The sequence below is a fragment of the Amycolatopsis sp. cmx-11-32 genome (assembly GCF_047608695.1).
GTDB lineage: Bacteria > Actinomycetota > Actinomycetes > Mycobacteriales > Pseudonocardiaceae > Amycolatopsis.
In genome coordinates this window covers 115,073-130,463 of record NZ_JADNQN010000002.1, presented here as the reverse complement: position 1 = coordinate 130,463, position 15,391 = coordinate 115,073, and the positions used below count along the sequence as shown (strand labels likewise).

Sequence of the window (15,391 nt, the reverse complement as noted above, 5' to 3'; positions counted from 1 at the left end):
CCGAAACGAAAATTCACCCGTTGGTGTCGTCCGCGAGGAACATCCGTGACAGCGAAGTGCCCACTCCGGTGAGGTGCTCGACGAGCGTGTCCGCGTCGGCGTCGAGAGCGCCGGAGCGCCACGCGAGCATGATCTCGACGAAGCCCCCGATGCCCAGCAGGACGTTGACCCGGAACTCCAGCCCGTTCACGTCGGGCTTCAGATGCGGCCGGGCGAGTTCGATCAGCAGATCGGTGGTCTCCTGGACGGTTTGCCGCCGTAGTTGCTCCAGCACCGCGCTGCCCGCGTGGTCGCCGAACAGGATCTGCGCTCGGGCCGGTTCCTCCTGCACGTGATGGACGACAACGTCCAGCGCGGCGCGAAGCTGTTCCAAGGCGGGTTGCTCGATCCGGGAGGCGACAGCGTCGAGGATCATGCGAAGGGTCTCGTCGCGGACCTGTTCCCAGGCGGTGGCGAGCAACGCGTCGCGGTTGGCGAAGCTCTCGTAGAAGTACCGATCGGTCAGGTTCGCCCGCGCGCAGACGCCTCGCATGGTGACCGCCGGCCAGCCCTGTTCCTGCCAGATGTCCAGTGCGGCGCCGAGCAGGGCGAGCCGTCGTTCGGCTCGGCGCTCGTCGGCGGTTTTGCCGCTGTAGCGGCGGGACGCGGTCACTTCTCCATCTTGACAGCAGGTGCCCTCGGATTCATTCTGAGGGCATGCGACCGCAGAATGGCCTGCGACCTGCCATGGCCGCCGCGCTGACGTCCGCTTTCGTGCGGCCGATCGCCAACGCGATCCCGGCCAACCGGGCCGGGATCAGGTTCTCCCGCGCCTTCATCGCCACGAGTTTGTGGCTGGCATCGCCGCCCTTGAAGGGGAGCCGCGTCGAGCCCGGTGTCCACGGCGAGTGGGTTCGTGGCCCCGAAGTGACCGACGCCGACAGCGTGGTCCTCTACCTCCACGGCAGTGGCTACGCGCTCTGCTCGGCCCGCACGCATCGCGGGCTGACCACGCGGGTTTCCGCGGGCACCGGGCTGCCGGTCTTCGCCTGCGAGTACCGGCTCGCGCCCCGGCATCGCTTCCCTGGCGCCGCAGACGACGTCCGTGCGGCGTACGACCGGCTCGTCGGCCAGGGGTATCGGCGGATCCTCGTCGCGGGCGACTCCGCGGGCGGGCATCTCGCGGTCGACCTCGCCGCGCAGCTGATCAGGGAGAACCGTGAACCGCCCGCCGCGCTGGCGCTCTTCTCGCCGCTGTTCGACGTGACGTTCTCCATGGCCGCCGAGCGGGAACGCATGCGGCGCGACCCGATGATCTCCGCCGCCGCGGCCGCTCGGCTGGTCGGTCTGTACACAGTGGACGCCGATCTCGCGTCCGCGCGGCTGCGGTTCGCTTTCGACGACCTCAACGGGTTCCCGCCGACGATCATCCAGGCCGGTGGCCTCGAAATGCTCGCGGCCGACGCCATCGAGCTGGCCAGAGCCCTGCGCCGCACCGGGGCGGACTGCGAACTGGACGTGGTCCCCGGCCAGATGCACGTCTTCCAGGCATTGACCCGGTTCATCCCGGAAGCGGCACCGGCGATGGAGCGGGCCTGCCGGTTCCTGACCGAAAATCTTCCAACGACCCTGAGGAAGGCATCGTGACGAAGCGGACTCACGGAGCGCACGCCGTCGTCACCGGAGCGGGCAGCGGGATCGGGAAGGCGATCGCGACGGAACTCGTCCGGCGGGGAAGCCGCGTCGTCTGTGCCGACATCGACCTCGCGTCCGCCGAGGAGACCGTGGGGGAGCTCAAAAGCAAGGGCGAGGCGGTCGCTGTCGCCTGCGATGTGTCCACTGTGGACGAGGTCGCCGAACTCGCGAGCCAGGCCCGCTCCTGGCTCGGCCGGGACCCGAACCTCGTCGTCAACAACGCCGGGATCGGCGCCGGCGGCAAACTCGTGGGGGAGAGCCCGCTGTCCGACTGGCAGCGGACCCTCGGCGTGAACCTCTGGGGCGTGATCCACGGCTGCCACACCTTCGTTCCCGCCATGCGGGCGGCGAAGGCGGGCGGTGTCATCAACGTCGCCTCGGCCGCGGGCTTCACCGCCGCGCCGAGAATGGCGGCCTACAACGTGAGCAAGGCCGGGGTCGTCAGTCTGTCGGAGACCCTGGCCGCAGAGTTGTCCGGCACCGGCGTCGCGGTCACGGTGCTGTGCCCGACTTTCGTCCGTACCAACATCTTCGGTGGCGAACTCATCGACCCCGGAGCGCGCGGCCTCGCGCAGCGGGTCTCCGATCTGGTCGGCTTCTCGCCGGAACGCGTCGCGCGGACGACACTCGACGCCCACGATCGCGGGCGGCTATACGTGGTGCCTCAGCCCGACGCTCAGCTTCTCTGGCACGCCAAGCGTTTCATGCCCGTCCCGTACACGCGGATCACCGGTCTCCTTGGCCGGTTCCTGCCAGCCGAAAAGGAGAAGTGATGGCCTACGACTTCGCCGCGATGCTCCAGACCATCAAGGACAAGCAGTGGTCGCTGGCCGACATCGACTGGGACGCGCCCGGCGCGGAGACGATGACCGACGAACTGCGCGCCAAGATGCGGCCGTTCATGGCCGACCTCGTGTGGATCGAGCACGTCGGCGCCCGCGGGTTCGCCTCGCTGGCCAAGAAGGCGCCGACGCCGGTGATCCAGGAGATCTATCGATATTTCCACGCTGAGGAACAGAAGCACGCCAACGCGGAACTGGCGTTGATGAAGCGCTGGGGCATGCTCGACGAGGACGGGTCGATGCCCGAGCCGAACATCAACGTCAAGCTGGCCATCAAGGTCCTCGACGACTACGGCGACTCGCTGCCGTTGACGGCGCTGGCCACCCTCATTCCGCTGCTGGAGTGCGCGTTGGACGGCGCGCTGGTGAAGTTCCTGCTGGACGAGGTCTCCGATCCGGTGTGCCATCAGGTGTTCCGGCACATCAACTCCGACGAGTCGCGGCATATCACCGCCGATTTCGAGGTGCTGGAACTGATCGGCGCCGGACCGACGCACAAACTGCTCACCGAATCCATCGGCTCGCTCAAACCCCAGATCGTGCTGGGCCTGATCGTGGTGTTCGTCCCGCTGATCAACAAGATGCGGGACAACATCGTCGCGATGGGGTTGCCGGAGAAGAAGCTGTACAACGCCGTGAAGCGGTTCTCCACCATCGGCGGCCGCGGCGAGTTCACCAAGCGCGTCCCGGCGTACCACGTGCTCAAGGCGCAGGCGGCGATGATCGTCGACCGCTCGCACGTCTACCACCGGCTGCTGGCCGACCCGATGGTGAAGGTGACCCGCCTGATCCCCGCCCGGCTGCTGGGAAAGCCGCAGTCGTGGACCGAGGAGATCACCCACGAACCGGTCGCGTCATGACGTTGGGCGCGTTCCGGGGCGAGGTCCTGCGCGGCACCGAATGGTTCGGGCACGACTTCGCCGGGCAGCGGGTCGCCGTCGTCGCTCCCGGCCGCGAGGCGGCGCAGATCGTGCCCGAGGTGGCGGCCACCGCGCGTTCGGTGAAGGTGTTCCAGGAGGAACCGGACTGGGTGGTGCCGATGGCGGTCCCCGGGCCGGACGTCCTCGGCATCGCCGTCGCCCGCGTCTTCCTGCGCTGGCAGGTGAAAGACCCCTGGATCCGCAGACTGCTGACGCCGGACCGCCGATTCGGCTCGCGGCGCGCGGCGCCGGGCCTCGGCTACTACGGGGCGCTGCGGCGGCCTGGCTGCAAGCTCATCACCTGGCCGGTCTACGCCTTCGCGCCCCACGGAATCCGCACCGCTGAAGGCATCGAGCACCAGGCCGACGTCGTCGTGCTCGGTGCCAGTTCGCTTTTCGCTCTGGAAGGAAGTCCTGGATGACCCCCGACCACGAGATCGCGATCATCGGCGGCGGCTTCTCCGGTATCGGCGCCGCGATCCTGCTTCACAAGGCCGGCTTCGACGACTTCCTGATGCTGGAAGAGGGCGACGGCGTCGGCGGCGCGTGGCACTGGAACACCTATCCCGGTGTCGCCGTCGACATCCCGTCGTTCAGCTATCAGTTCTCGTTCGAGCAGATCTCCGGCTGGTCGCGGGTCTACGCGCCGGGCCGCGAACTGAAGGCCTACGCCGACTTCTGCGTCGACAAGTACGACATCCGCCGCCGCACCCGCCTCGGGTCGAAGGTCGTCGCCGCGACCTTCGACGACGAAACGCACTTGTGGCGCCTCGAAACCGCCGACGGCTGGTCGATGACGGCGCGGTTCGTCGTGGGTGCCACCGGCGTGCTCACCCAGCCGAAACCGCCGGACATCGACGGGCTCGCCGACTTCCGCGGCACGGTCATGCACACCGCCCGTTGGGACCACACCGTCGACCTGCGCGGGAAACGCGTCGCCGTCGTCGGGACCGGGGCTTCGGCCGTGCAGGTCATCCCGTCCATCGCGCCGGAAGCCGGGCATCTGACGGTGTTCCAGCGGACGCCGATCTGGTGCCTGCCCAAACTGGACGCCGCGCTGCCGGGGCCGGTGCGGCTCGCGATGCGACGGCTGCCCGGGGCGAAACGGCTGTCCCGGCTGGCCAGCCAGACGCTGGTCGAGCTGACCTTCCCGCTGGCCGCGCACTTCCACAAGCTCCTGCCGACGGCCGGGGCAGGCGAGCGGATCGGGCTCGCGCACCTGCGCCGTGCCGTGAAAGACCCGGTGATCCGCGAGAAGCTCACCCCGCGTTATGCCCTGGGCTGCAAGCGCCCGAGCTTCTCCAACGAGTACCTGCAGACGTTCGACCGCGACGACGTCACGCTGGAGACCACGAGCATCGACGCGATCACCGAATCCGGCGTGCGCACCGCCGACGGCACCGTGCATCCGGTCGACGTCCTGGTGCTGGCGACCGGGTTCAAGGTGTTCGAGAAGGGCAACATGCCGGCCTTCCCCGTGCGCGGGGCGGGCGGGACCGACCTGGAGAAGTTCTGGGAGGAGAACCGGTTCCAGGCCTATCAGGGCGTGAGTGTCCCTGGCTTCCCGAACTACTTCACCATTCTCGGGCCGTATGGCTACAACGGTTCCTCGTACTTCAACCTGATCGAGACCCAGACCGCGCACATCGTGCGGTGCCTGCGCAACGCGCGCAAGACCGGCGCGACGCGGGTGGAGGTCACGAACGAGGCCAACGACCGGTACTTCCAGCGCATGCTGGACCGCCGCAAGCACCAGGTGTTCTTCCAGGACAGCTGTTCGCGCGCCAACAGCTACTACTTCGACGCGAACGGGGATGTGCCCTTCCGCGCGTCGCCGACGCTGGAAACGATGGTGACGAGCCGGTTCTTCGACCTCGACGACTACGCCTTCGCGGACGGCCGGTGAACACTGGCTGAAGTCCGCCTTCCCCGGCCTGGCCGAGCCTTAAGTTCGGTTCCCCGAACCGACGGAGGCTGGTCTTGGAAGGCTTTCCCTGGGACGTCCTGCTCGCGGTGATCGGGATCGCCGTCCCTGCCGCCGCGTTCTTGTGGGAGTTCGTGCTGGTCGGCCGCAAACGGCTCGGCTATCGCGTGCAGATGGACACCCCGACGGCGTCCGAGCGTGGCTTCGCGCCGACCGCCGACGCGCTGGCGCAGTTGCAGCACGAGAACGGCGAGCGGCTCGTCGACCCGTCGTTCGTGCTGCTGCGCATCGAGAACAGCGGCACCACCGACATCGACACCGACGACTACGCGGTCAACGAGAACGACCGTGTCGGCGTCCGCGTTAAATTCCCCGGCCGCACCGTCGCCGGGATGGTGGTGACCGAACTCAGCTCGCCGCATCTGCACGAATGTTTCGGCGACGACTCCGGTTTCGGCGCACGCGACGAGAATCCCGAACGGCCGGTCGGGGTGATCGACCTGCCGAGGGTGCCGTTGAACCGCGGCGCGCACTACAAGATCCTCGCCGTGCTCGACCGGATCCCGAACGGCTCGACCGACGATTTCGACGACCCCCAGGTCGTCGGCGAGATCAAGGGCGGCACCCTCCGCGAGACCAAGAGCCGTACGGGGCCGACGGGTTCGGTGATGGCGTTGATCCTTTTCCTCGTGGTGGTCAGCATCTTCCAGCTGACCCGGTCGCTGGTCTTCGACGAGAAGCCACCGCCGCTGGACTGCGCGTCCGGGAAGCTCGTGATCACCGGATCGACGGCGTTCGCGCCGGTGCTGAAGGAAGCGACGGCGTCATACGCGAAGACGTGCCCCGGAGCGTCCTTTTCGTTCGACAGCAGGGGAAGCGCGGAAGGGCTCGGCAGCCTGAACCAGGCCGGGAACGACGGAACGCTGGCGTTCTCCGACGGCGCCAAGGGGGAGGGCTTCCCGCAACTGCTGCCGCGTCCGGTCGCGTTCTCCCTGTTCACCCTCGTGATCAACTCCGAAGCCGGCGTCCAGGACCTTTCGCTCGCACAGATCCGCGACGTCTACGACGGCAAGATCGCGAACTGGAAGGAGATCGGCGGCAAGGACCGGCCGGTCCGGCTCGTCGACCGGCATTCCGACTCCGGCACGCGGCGGACGTTCGAGGTCCGGATCCTGGACGGAAAGCGTGAGCCGGGCGACAACTCCGATGACTGCCTCAAGCAGGCGCCGGGCACCCAACCGGGTGTGGTGCGCTGCGCGAAGCCGTCCACGAACGACGTCCTCGACGCGATCGCGCGGGTGCCGGGCGCGCTCGGTTACAGCGAACTGGGCGCGGCGACGAAACGTGAGGACGTGCTGCCGGTCCGGATCGACGGCCATCAGGCGACCCTGGAGGGCGCGATCCACGCGGCGTACCCCTTCTGGGAGACGGAGTACGCGTACACGTTCGGCGAGCCGAAGGCCGACTCGCTCGTCGCGAGCTTCCTGCGGTACCTGACCAACCAGGTCGGCAAGGACGTCGTCCGGTCACACGGGCACCGGCCGTGCGCCGAACTGGCGAACCCGGTGCTCTGCCGTCCGGGCGCGTGACGAGCCCCCTGTCCTGGCGTCGCGAAAGCCACTTTCGGGACATCAGACGTCGCGAAAGTGGCTTTCGCGACACGTTCGACGGGGGCGGAGGCCGGCCGTTTACGGTGCTCGTCCGCCGAGGTAAGTGAAGGCCCCCTTCATGTACCTGGAAGGGGGCCTTCACGCGCGAGCAGGGTCAGGCGGGCGGCCTCAGGGTGACGACCGTGGCGCTGGTCTCGCCGCGCGGCGTCCGGTACTTGATCTCGTCGCCCTCCTTGGCGCCCACGAGCGCGAGGCCGAGCGGGCTGTCCGAGGTGACCGTGGCGGCGTCGGCGTCCTCGCCCGGGATCGTGACGATGTGAAGCTCGTCTTCGTCGCCGTCGGAGAACCTGAGGGTGACGGTGGTGCCGTCGGGGAGCAAGCCCTTGCTGTTGCGGCCGCCGTGCTCGAGCTTCGCGGCGACGTCGGCGATGCGCCGGTCGAGGTAGGCGGCGGCCTCCGCGCGGTCCAGCACCTCCGCCTGGTCGGCCGCGTCGCCGGTTCGTTCCTGTTCGCCGACGAGCGGCGCCATCGCGTCGCGCTGCGCACGCAGATCGGCGAGTTCCTTTTCCAGCTGCCGGCGTGCCGCCGGGCTGAACCCGTTGTCCCCTGTGGTCACCATGCCGCGCATTGTCCGCTACAGATCGGCCGCTAGCCACCTCGATTTTTCACCCGCTGTGACCGGTCAGGACGATTGCCCTAAGATTCAGGGCTCCCGTCCTGACTACTTGGTGTAAGGAACTTCGTGACCGCCGTTCCCGGCCGCAGCGCGCGGCTCTCCCCCAATCAGCTGCAAAAACAGGAGCAGATCGTCGAAGCGGCGCGTGTCGTGCTCGCCAGGGACGGGCTCGCCGGTTGCACCGTCCGCGCGATCGCGGAGGCCGGGCCGCTCACGAAGAGTGCGATTCATTACTACTTCGCGGACATCGACGTCCTGATCGACCGCGCGATGGCGGCGCACATCACAACGTTCACCGCCGATTTGCGCAAAATTTCGGAGAAACACGATCACCCGGACGAGCGGCTCTTCGCGGCGCTGGAGGCCTTCCTCGCCGAGTTCTCCGGCCGCTCGAACGCGGCCTTCCTCTGGTTCGAGTACTGGATCGCCGCGGGCCGCGCGCAGCATCCGCAGGCCATCGACGTCATGCTGACGTCGATCACCGAACTGCTCGCGGAACTGCTCACGCCGCTCGACGTCGAGGACCCCCGCGCGCGGGCTCGGGCGCTGCTGTCCTACCTGCTCGGCGCGATCGTCCAGCAGCGCGTCCGGCGGCGGCCGTTCGCCGCATTGCGCGGCGACATCGAGGCTCTCTGTTTCGCGAACTACGGTTAGAAATACGCATTAGATCCGTACCGTTACGGATTGTTCGGGCTGTCCGCTCCGGCCATGGTGAGGTTCCCTTCCCTTGCCTGAGAGCTAGGAGACGACGATGCGCATAAGACGGTGCATGGCCGTGGCGATCGCGGCCGTCGCGGCGTTCACCATCCCGGTCGCCGCGAGTCCGGCGACCGCCGACCAGCAGGCCGAAGACGCGCAGGTCCAGATCTACGAGGTCTTCGGCACCGGCACGGCACAGCAGCGCACCCAGATCTCCCGGCTGGGCGTCGACGTCCTCGGCACCTCCGGCTCCACGACCACGGTGATCGGCGAAGCGCGCGACGCGGCGAAGATCCGCTCGCTCGGCTTCCGCGTCGAGCAGCGCGGCGTCGTCGACCGCTCGGAGAAAGTCGGCACGAACGCGATCAACGACTTCCCGCCGTCCGACTCCGGCTACCACAACTACGCCGAGGTCACGACGGAACTGCGCAACGCCCAGTCGAACTTCGGGTCCATCGCGCGGCTGAGCAGCGTCGGCAACTCGTACCAGAACCGCGCGCTGAACATGCTCAAGATCAGCGACAACGTCGCGACCGACGAGAACGAGCCCGAAGTCCTCTTCACCTGCAACCAGCACGCCCGCGAGCACCTCACCACCGAGATGTGCCTGCGGATCGTGAACCGGTTCACCCAGGGCTACGCGTCCGACCCGGCGATCAAGCGGTTCGTCGACAGCACCGAGATCTACCTGATCCCGAACGTCAACCCGGACGGCTCGGAGTACGACATCTCCGGCGGCAGCTACAAGTACTGGCGCAAGAACCGGCAGGGCAACGGCACCGACCCCAACCGCAACTGGGCCTACAACTGGGGCTGCTGTGGCGGTTCGTCGGGCTCGACGACCAGCGAGACCTATCGCGGTCCCTCGGCGTTCTCCGCCCCGGAAACCAGGGCGGTGTCCAACTTCGTGAACTCGCGCAAGATCGGCGGCGTCCAGCAGATCAAGGCGAGCATCGACTTCCACACCTACTCGGAACTCGTCCTGTGGCCGTTCGGCTTCACGTACAACGACACGGCGCCGGGTATGACCGCGGCCGAGGCGCAGCGTTTCCAGCAGCTGGGCAGGCAGCTGGCGGCGACCAACGGCTACACGCCGCAGCAGTCGAGCGACCTGTACATCACGGACGGGACGATCGACGACTGGATGTGGGGCACCCACAAGATCCTGAGCTTCACCTTCGAGATGTACCCGCGGGGTTCGAACCCCGGCTTCTACCCGCCCGACGAGGTGATCGTCCGGGAGACCACGCGTAACGACCGCGCCGTGGACCTCCTGCTGAACACCGCCATCGGCTGACCGACTGGAGCTGAAGGGGCCCTTCGCCGCATCTCACGCGGTGAAGGGCCCTTTCGTCGCATGAGATGCGGGCATGGTCCCCTTCGGCTCCCGCGCATAGGGTGCGGGCATGCCGCTGTTCGAATTCGAGGGGCACCGTCCCCAGGTGGATCCCGAAGCGTGGATCGCCCCCACCGCGACCCTGATCGGCGACGTCGTCGTCGAGAAGGGCGCTTCCGTCTGGTACGGCGCCGTGCTGCGCGCGGACTTCGGGAAGATCGTCATCCGTGAAGGCGCCAACATCCAGGACAACTCGGTCATCCACGTCAACGACGGGGTCACCGAGGTCGGCAAGAACGTCACCGTCGGGCACCAGTGCCTCGTGCACGACTGCACGATCGGCGAGCAGGCGCTGATCGGGAACGGCTCGACCGTGCTCGACAAGGCGCAGATCGGGGCGAAGTCCCTGGTCGCCGCCGGTGCCACGGTGACGCCGGGGATGATCGTCCCGCCCGAGACCGTCGCCATGGGCAGCCCCGCGAAGAAGCACGTCCCGCTCGACGGCAACGCGAAGCTGTGGGTCGAGCACAACGCCGCGATCTATCAGGAACTGGCGCGCCGGCACGCGGAAGGCATCAAGCCGATCGATTGACTCTCCAGTAGCTGGAGACCCTAGCTTCGGTCGTATGGCACCGAAGTCGAAGAAGAAGACGCACGAGGCGACGCTCGAGCTGACCGCCGGCAGCGCGCCGGTGGTCGTCCTCGGCAAGACGCTCGGACAGACCGGCGTGAACCTCGTCGAGGTCAAGAAGGCCTACGACGCGGCGACGGCGGCGCAGCGGGGCGAGATCATCCCGGTGGTCGTGTCGGTGTTCGAGGACCGCTCCTTCGAACTCCGGCTGAAGACCCCGCCGACGTCGTTCCTCATCAAGAAGGCCGTGGGCGGCAAGGGTTCCGGCCGTCCGGGGCATGAAGTCGCGGGAAAACTCACCCAGGACCAGCTGCGGGGGATCGCCGAGCGGAAGCTGCCGGATCTCAACACCGGGGACCTCGGCGCGGCCATGCGCACGATCGCGGGCACGGCCCGTTCCATGGGTGTCGCGATCGAAGAACCGTGACGCGCAAGCACGTGATCGTCCCGCCTTTCCGCGACCTCGACCCGGCCCTCGAGGTCGCGGAAAGGCTACTCGCGCAAGGGAATTCTCGGCTCGCCGGAGTGGCCGAGGCGTTGCCGGACGAACACGCGGCCGCCGACCGGCTCAACCGGATCCTGGCAGGCAACGGCGCCGCACCGCGTTTGGTCGAGGCCGGAAACGGTTGGCGCCTGGTAAATGTGGCGTCGTGGCCCGGTTGCGGCGACCTGGTCGCGGGCGCCTCCGGGCTGGCGGAACTGGTCGCGTTCGGCGGCTGGCGGCGGATCAAGCGGTGTGCCGTCTGCGCACGGCCGTTCTGTGATCGCACATCGGGGTGCAGCCGCCGATGGTGCGGCGAGCATCGTCCGTACGCCGAGTCCCGCTCCGGCGGAGTGCACTAGGCTCCGGGGGCACCAGCGACTGGCGCAGTTGAGGTGGAGCACCACCGGGAAGCGAAGTCAGGCCGGCACCGCGCGCCTGGGTGCAGGCCACTCCTGAGCCGGAGTACGCCATGACACACCAGCCAGAACTGTCCGCACTGGCCGCCGCCGACCCGCGGATCGCCGAGCTCGTCGAGGAAGAGGCGAAGCGCCAGCACGACAAGATCCGCCTGATCGCGTCCGAGAACTACGTCTCCCGGGCGGTGCTCGAAGCGACCGGCACCGTCCTCACCAACAAGTACTCCGAGGGCTACGCCGGCAAGCGGTACTACGAAGGCCAGCAGCTCATCGACCAGGTCGAGAACCTCGCCATCGAGCGGGCGAAGGCCGTCTTCGGCGCCGACCACGCCAACGTCCAGCCGTACTCCGGCTCCCCGGCGAACCTGGCCGTGTACCTCGCCTTCGCGCAGCCGGGTGACACCGTGCTCGGCATGGCGCTGCCCGACGGCGGTCACCTGACGCACGGCTGGAGCGTGTCCGCGACCGGCAAATGGTTCACGCCGGTCCGCTACGGCGTCCGCAAGGAGACCGGCAGGGTCGATCTCGACCAGGTGCGTGAACTCGCGCTGCAGCACCGGCCGAAGCTGATCTTCGCGGGCGGTACCGCGATCCCGCGCACCATCGACTTCCCGGCGTTCGCGGAGATCGCCCGCGAGGTCGACGCCGTCCTGGTCGCCGACATCGCGCATATCGCCGGTCTCGTCGCCGGTGGCGCGCACCCGTCGCCGGTCGGGCACGCGCAGGTCATCACCACGACCACGCACAAGACGCTCCGCGGCCCGCGCGGCGCGATGATCCTTTCCGACGCCGACCACGCGAAGGCCGTCGACAAGGCGGTGTTCCCCGGTCTGCAGGGCGGGCCGCACAACCACACGACAGCAGCGATCGCCGTCGCGCTGGGCGAGGCTCAGAAGCCGGAGTTCCGCGACTACGCGCACGCGATCGTGGCCAACGCCAAGGCGCTGGCGGAGGCTTTGGTGGAACGCGGGTACGACCTCGTGTCCGGCGGCACCGACAACCACCTGCTGCTGATCGATCTGACGAACAAGAACGTGCCGGGCAAGCCCGCCGCGCAGGCGCTGGACCGGGCAGGCATCGAACTGAACTACAACACCGTGCCGTTCGACCCGCGCAAGCCGTTCGACCCGTCCGGCATCCGGCTCGGCACCTCCGCGATCACCACCCGCGGGCTCAAGCCGGAGCACCAGGTCAAGGTGGCGGAGTGGATCGACCGCACGATCACCGCCGCGGCGGCCGAGGAACAGGCCGCTTTGGACACCATCGCCGCCGAGATCCGCGAATTCCTGGCGCCGTTCCCGATCCCGGGCTACTCGGCCTGACTTCTGGACGGTTCGCAAGTAGTCGACTACTTGCGAACCGTGACGAAGGGGCCCTTCACCGCATCGTGTGCGGGGAAGGGCCCCTTCGTCTTCGCTAAGCGACTAGTGAGCCGCGGGACCGTCGACGGCCTCTTTGGCCAGCCGGTCGGTCTCACGCTCGTACGAACGCTTGATCTCGGCCTCGGCCTCGGTCCGCCCGACCCAGCTCGAACCCTCGACGCTCTTGCCCGGCTCCAGATCCTTGTACACCTGGAAGAAGTGCTGGATCTCGAGCTTGTGGAACTCGTTCAGGTGGTGGATGTCGCGCAGGTGCTCGAGACGCGGATCGTTCGTCGGGACCGCGAGGACCTTGTCGTCCGGGCCCTTCTCATCGGTCATCCGGAACATGCCGATCGCGCGGCAGCGGATCAGGCAGCCCGGGAAGGTCGGCTCCTGGACGAGCACCAGCACGTCGAGCGGGTCGCCGTCCTGGCCGAGGGTGTCGTCGATGAAGCCGTAGTCGGCGGGGTACTGGGTGGCGGTGAACAGCGTCCGATCGAGCTTGATCCGACCGGTCTTGTGGTCCACCTCGTACTTGTTGCGCTCCCCCTTGGGGATTTCGATAGTGACGTCGAATTCCACGCCGGCCTCGCTGCTCTCGTCTTTGGTACGCCCCGCCGTCGCGGACGGCTCACCGAAATCATCGTCTTGTCTTCACTAGTGTGGACCACGGGGGCTCGGGCGGTCGCATCGATGTGGTCGTATGTGAGCTTGGCCCCTTCCCCGGACGGTGGATGAAGGAGCGTTACGTGCCGGAAAACGATGACCCGAGGTGGCCGTCGGACGACAAGGACACCTCATCCGCCGAGCCCAAGGGCACCAAGGGGGACGGCGAGGCCACCGTCTGGCTGCCCATGTCGGGTTCGGCGAACGGTAAGACCGAAGAGCTGTCAGTGCCGAAGGTCACACCTGAAAGTGGCTCCTGGTTCGAGCCGGTCGTCGAGGTCGAGGACGAACCGGACGTCCGGGAGACCCCCACTCCGCAGTGGTCCGCCTTCGCCCCGGTGACGCCGGTCGAGCCTGAGAAGGCGGAGGAGCTACCGGAGCCGAAGACGGTCTTCGTCAAACCCGTCCAGCCTCAGCACGGAGGCGGACCGGACTGGGACCAGTTCGACCGGGGCGCTCCCACCCCGTCGCGTGACGCTGGGCCGTCGAGGCCGGAGCCGCGGCAGGAACTTCTGGACCAGGAGCCGCCCCGCGAGCAGCGGCCGCGCCGTCCCGAGCAGAACCGGGTCGAGCCGCCGCGTCCCGCGCCGGTCCCTTCCGCGACCATGCACGCGCGGCCGGTCCGTATCGAGCCGACCGAAGAGCGCTTCGACACCGAGGCCACCGCCGGGGTCCAGCAGTCCGAACCGCCCTCCGAGGAGCCCCCGGCCGCGCCCGCGCCGAAGCCGAAGAGGCGCAAACGCAAGATCCTGGTGATCACGGCCGTGGTCGTCCTCCTGCTGCTCGCCGGGATGGGCGGCGCCTCCGCGATGCCGAAGGTGTCGAACCGGCTCGGCCTGCCTTGGGCGCCGAACGCACCGAAGGCCGACATCCCCAAGCCGGCTGGCATCTCCCGTGTCCTGCACGGGCCGGACATCAACGGCGCCGGGCCGACGAAGGACGGCCTCGCCGCCGCGCTGGCGGGGCCCGCCGGTTCCGCCGACCTCGGCACGCTCACCGGCACCGTCGTGGACGCGGCGACCGGGGACGTCCTCTGGGACAAGAACTCCGGCACCCCGCTGACCCCGGCGTCGACCACGAAGATCCTCGTCGTGGCGGCCGCGCTGCTGTCACTGGACCACGGGATGCAGATCCCGACGAAGATCGTCCAGGGCGCCGATCCGGGCACGGCCATCCTGGTCGCGGGCGGCGACCCGTCGCTGACCTCGCTCCCACTGGGCACCGATTCGCCGCTGTACCCGGGCGCCGCCCACGTCGACGACCTCGTCGCCCAGGTCAAGAAGGCCACCGGCGGCAAGATCACCAAGGTCCAGCTGGACGTCAGCCTGTTCAAGGGGCCGACGTCCGCGAAGGGCTGGGACCCGGAGGACACCGCCGCCGGGAACACCTACATGGCGGCTGTCCTGCCGGTGATGGCCGACGGCGGCCGCAACGACCCGAAGAGCGACCACGCGCCCCGTATTGCGAACCCGGCCGCCGCGCTGACCCAGAAGATCGCGGGGAAGCTCGAAGCCCAAGCCGGCGGTACGACGACGGCGCCGAAGGACGCGAAAGTGCTCGGCGAGGTCAAGTCGCAGCCGCTGGCCGAGTTCGCCAACTCGCTGCTGCAGCTTTCGGACAACATGCTCGCCGACGTCCTCGCCCGCCAGATCGCGATCGCCAAGGGCGGCGAAGCGTCCTTCGCCGGCGGCGCGGCCGCGACGACGGACGTGCTCAAGCAGGCCGGATTCGACCTCACCGGCGTCCAGATCAACGACGGCAGCGGACTGTCCGATCAGAACAAGATCCCGGCGAAGGTGCTCAGCGAGATCCTCGCGGTCGCGGCGGCGCCCGACGGCAAGGATTCGAGGACGGCCAAACTGCGGCCGCTGCTGGCGGGTCTCCCCGTCGCGGGTGGCAGCGGGACGCTGGAGAAGCGGTATGGCGATCCGGCTTCGGCGGCGGGCCGGGGCTGGGTGCGAGGCAAGACCGGGACGCTGTCGGGGGTGAACACCCTGGCGGGTGTGGTGCTGGACACCGACGGCCGGATGCTGGTGTTCGCGCTGATGTCGTCCGGTTCGGACCAGAACAAGGGCAGGGCCGCGCTCGACGTGGTCGCGGCGACACTGCACAAGTGCGGATGCCGCTGAGTTTTCCGTGAACGGCCGGAATC

The 15,391-nt window shown here is 68.3% G+C and carries 16 protein-coding genes; 13 read left to right on the top strand and 3 right to left on the bottom strand.

Translation table 11 applies throughout. The annotated features are described in order from the left end of the window. Window positions 1-13: 13 nt before the first annotated feature. Window positions 14-652 carry a TetR/AcrR family transcriptional regulator gene (locus ACM6LR_RS05150; RefSeq protein WP_414943268.1) on the bottom strand — a complete coding sequence of 213 codons (639 nt, stop codon included), beginning with the start codon at window positions 650-652 and terminating at the stop codon, window positions 14-16. A gap of 44 nt (window positions 653-696) precedes the next feature. Here ACM6LR_RS05150 and ACM6LR_RS05145 point away from each other — a divergent pair, with 44 nt between their 5' ends. The 6 genes from ACM6LR_RS05145 to ACM6LR_RS05120 all read left to right on the top strand — a co-directional run bounded on the left by ACM6LR_RS05145 (window position 697) and on the right by ACM6LR_RS05120 (window position 6,949). Beyond that, window positions 697-1,626 (top strand): alpha/beta hydrolase, encoded by a 930-nt coding sequence (locus ACM6LR_RS05145; protein WP_414941915.1) that lies wholly within the window; start codon window positions 697-699, stop codon window positions 1,624-1,626. Then, window positions 1,623-2,447 (top strand): SDR family NAD(P)-dependent oxidoreductase, encoded by an 825-nt coding sequence (locus tag ACM6LR_RS05140; protein ID WP_414943267.1) that lies wholly within the window; start codon window positions 1,623-1,625, stop codon window positions 2,445-2,447. Before ACM6LR_RS05145 ends, ACM6LR_RS05140 begins: the two co-directional genes overlap by 4 nt. After that, window positions 2,447-3,376, top strand: a complete 930-nt coding sequence (locus ACM6LR_RS05135) for a ferritin-like domain-containing protein (protein WP_414941917.1) — start codon at window positions 2,447-2,449, stop codon at window positions 3,374-3,376. The genes ACM6LR_RS05140 and ACM6LR_RS05135 overlap by 1 nt, the downstream gene beginning before the upstream one ends. After that, window positions 3,373-3,858 carry an FAD-dependent oxidoreductase gene (locus ACM6LR_RS05130; protein WP_414943266.1) on the top strand — a complete coding sequence of 162 codons (486 nt, stop codon included), beginning with the start codon at window positions 3,373-3,375 and terminating at the stop codon, window positions 3,856-3,858. Before ACM6LR_RS05135 ends, ACM6LR_RS05130 begins: the two co-directional genes overlap by 4 nt. Then, window positions 3,855-5,342: a flavin-containing monooxygenase gene (locus ACM6LR_RS05125; RefSeq protein ID WP_414943265.1), complete on the top strand. Its 1,488-nt coding sequence runs from the start codon at window positions 3,855-3,857 to the stop codon at window positions 5,340-5,342. Before ACM6LR_RS05130 ends, ACM6LR_RS05125 begins: the two co-directional genes overlap by 4 nt. A gap of 74 nt (window positions 5,343-5,416) precedes the next feature. Then, on the top strand, window positions 5,417-6,949 hold the full coding sequence (locus tag ACM6LR_RS05120) for a PstS family phosphate ABC transporter substrate-binding protein (RefSeq protein WP_414941920.1): 1,533 nt from the start codon (window positions 5,417-5,419) through the stop codon (window positions 6,947-6,949). A gap of 175 nt (window positions 6,950-7,124) precedes the next feature. Here the strand turns inward: ACM6LR_RS05120 and ACM6LR_RS05115 are convergent, their stop codons facing one another. Beyond that, window positions 7,125-7,589 (bottom strand): GreA/GreB family elongation factor, encoded by a 465-nt coding sequence (locus tag ACM6LR_RS05115; RefSeq protein WP_414941921.1) that lies wholly within the window; start codon window positions 7,587-7,589, stop codon window positions 7,125-7,127. 123 nt (window positions 7,590-7,712) lie between these two features. On the opposite strand from ACM6LR_RS05115, the gene ACM6LR_RS05110 reads away from it, so the two are divergent. From ACM6LR_RS05110 to glyA, 6 genes are all read left to right on the top strand, one after another. Beyond that, window positions 7,713-8,300 carry a TetR/AcrR family transcriptional regulator gene (locus ACM6LR_RS05110; RefSeq protein WP_414941922.1) on the top strand — a complete coding sequence of 196 codons (588 nt, stop codon included), beginning with the start codon at window positions 7,713-7,715 and terminating at the stop codon, window positions 8,298-8,300. A gap of 115 nt (window positions 8,301-8,415) precedes the next feature. Beyond that, window positions 8,416-9,642, top strand: coding sequence for a M14 family metallopeptidase (locus ACM6LR_RS05105; protein WP_414943523.1), 1,227 nt, complete (start codon window positions 8,416-8,418; stop codon window positions 9,640-9,642). 109 nt (window positions 9,643-9,751) lie between these two features. After that, on the top strand, window positions 9,752-10,273 hold the full coding sequence (locus tag ACM6LR_RS05100) for a gamma carbonic anhydrase family protein (protein WP_414941923.1): 522 nt from the start codon (window positions 9,752-9,754) through the stop codon (window positions 10,271-10,273). A gap of 34 nt (window positions 10,274-10,307) precedes the next feature. Further along, complete coding sequence (locus ACM6LR_RS05095) at window positions 10,308-10,739, top strand: uL11 family ribosomal protein (RefSeq protein WP_414941924.1); 432 nt, start codon at window positions 10,308-10,310, stop codon at window positions 10,737-10,739. Continuing rightward, window positions 10,736-11,155 (top strand): hypothetical protein, encoded by a 420-nt coding sequence (locus tag ACM6LR_RS05090; RefSeq protein ID WP_414941925.1) that lies wholly within the window; start codon window positions 10,736-10,738, stop codon window positions 11,153-11,155. The genes ACM6LR_RS05095 and ACM6LR_RS05090 overlap by 4 nt, the downstream gene beginning before the upstream one ends. 110 nt (window positions 11,156-11,265) lie before the next feature. Continuing rightward, window positions 11,266-12,534: a serine hydroxymethyltransferase gene (gene glyA, locus ACM6LR_RS05085; RefSeq protein WP_414941926.1), complete on the top strand. Its 1,269-nt coding sequence runs from the start codon at window positions 11,266-11,268 to the stop codon at window positions 12,532-12,534. A gap of 102 nt (window positions 12,535-12,636) precedes the next feature. Here the strand turns inward: glyA and ACM6LR_RS05080 are convergent, their stop codons facing one another. Then, window positions 12,637-13,155: an inorganic diphosphatase gene (locus ACM6LR_RS05080; protein ID WP_414941927.1), complete on the bottom strand. Its 519-nt coding sequence runs from the start codon at window positions 13,153-13,155 to the stop codon at window positions 12,637-12,639. A 152-nt stretch (window positions 13,156-13,307) separates the two neighbouring features. On the opposite strand from ACM6LR_RS05080, the gene dacB reads away from it, so the two are divergent. Beyond that, entirely contained in the window at window positions 13,308-15,368 is a 2,061-nt protein-coding gene (gene dacB / locus ACM6LR_RS05075) for a D-alanyl-D-alanine carboxypeptidase/D-alanyl-D-alanine-endopeptidase (RefSeq protein WP_414943264.1), read from the top strand. Window positions 15,369-15,391 lie beyond the last annotated feature (23 nt).

Excerpts from the sequence above, each read along its gene's own strand:
- dacB (WP_414943264.1), top strand. The coding sequence starts at position 13,308 with ATGAAGGAGCGTTACGTGCCGGAAAACGATGACCCGAGGTGGCCGTCG.
- ACM6LR_RS05130 (WP_414943266.1), top strand. The coding sequence starts at position 3,373 with ATGACGTTGGGCGCGTTCCGGGGCGAGGTCCTGCGCGGCACCGAATGG.
- ACM6LR_RS05125 (WP_414943265.1), top strand. The coding sequence starts at position 3,855 with ATGACCCCCGACCACGAGATCGCGATCATCGGCGGCGGCTTCTCCGGT.
- ACM6LR_RS05105 (WP_414943523.1), top strand. The coding sequence starts at position 8,416 with ATGGCCGTGGCGATCGCGGCCGTCGCGGCGTTCACCATCCCGGTCGCC.
- glyA (WP_414941926.1), top strand. The coding sequence starts at position 11,266 with ATGACACACCAGCCAGAACTGTCCGCACTGGCCGCCGCCGACCCGCGG.
- ACM6LR_RS05100 (WP_414941923.1), top strand. The coding sequence starts at position 9,752 with ATGCCGCTGTTCGAATTCGAGGGGCACCGTCCCCAGGTGGATCCCGAA.
- ACM6LR_RS05115 (WP_414941921.1), bottom strand. The coding sequence starts at position 7,589 with ATGGTGACCACAGGGGACAACGGGTTCAGCCCGGCGGCACGCCGGCAG.
- ACM6LR_RS05095 (WP_414941924.1), top strand. The coding sequence starts at position 10,308 with ATGGCACCGAAGTCGAAGAAGAAGACGCACGAGGCGACGCTCGAGCTG.
- ACM6LR_RS05145 (WP_414941915.1), top strand. The coding sequence starts at position 697 with ATGCGACCGCAGAATGGCCTGCGACCTGCCATGGCCGCCGCGCTGACG.
- ACM6LR_RS05135 (WP_414941917.1), top strand. The coding sequence starts at position 2,447 with ATGGCCTACGACTTCGCCGCGATGCTCCAGACCATCAAGGACAAGCAG.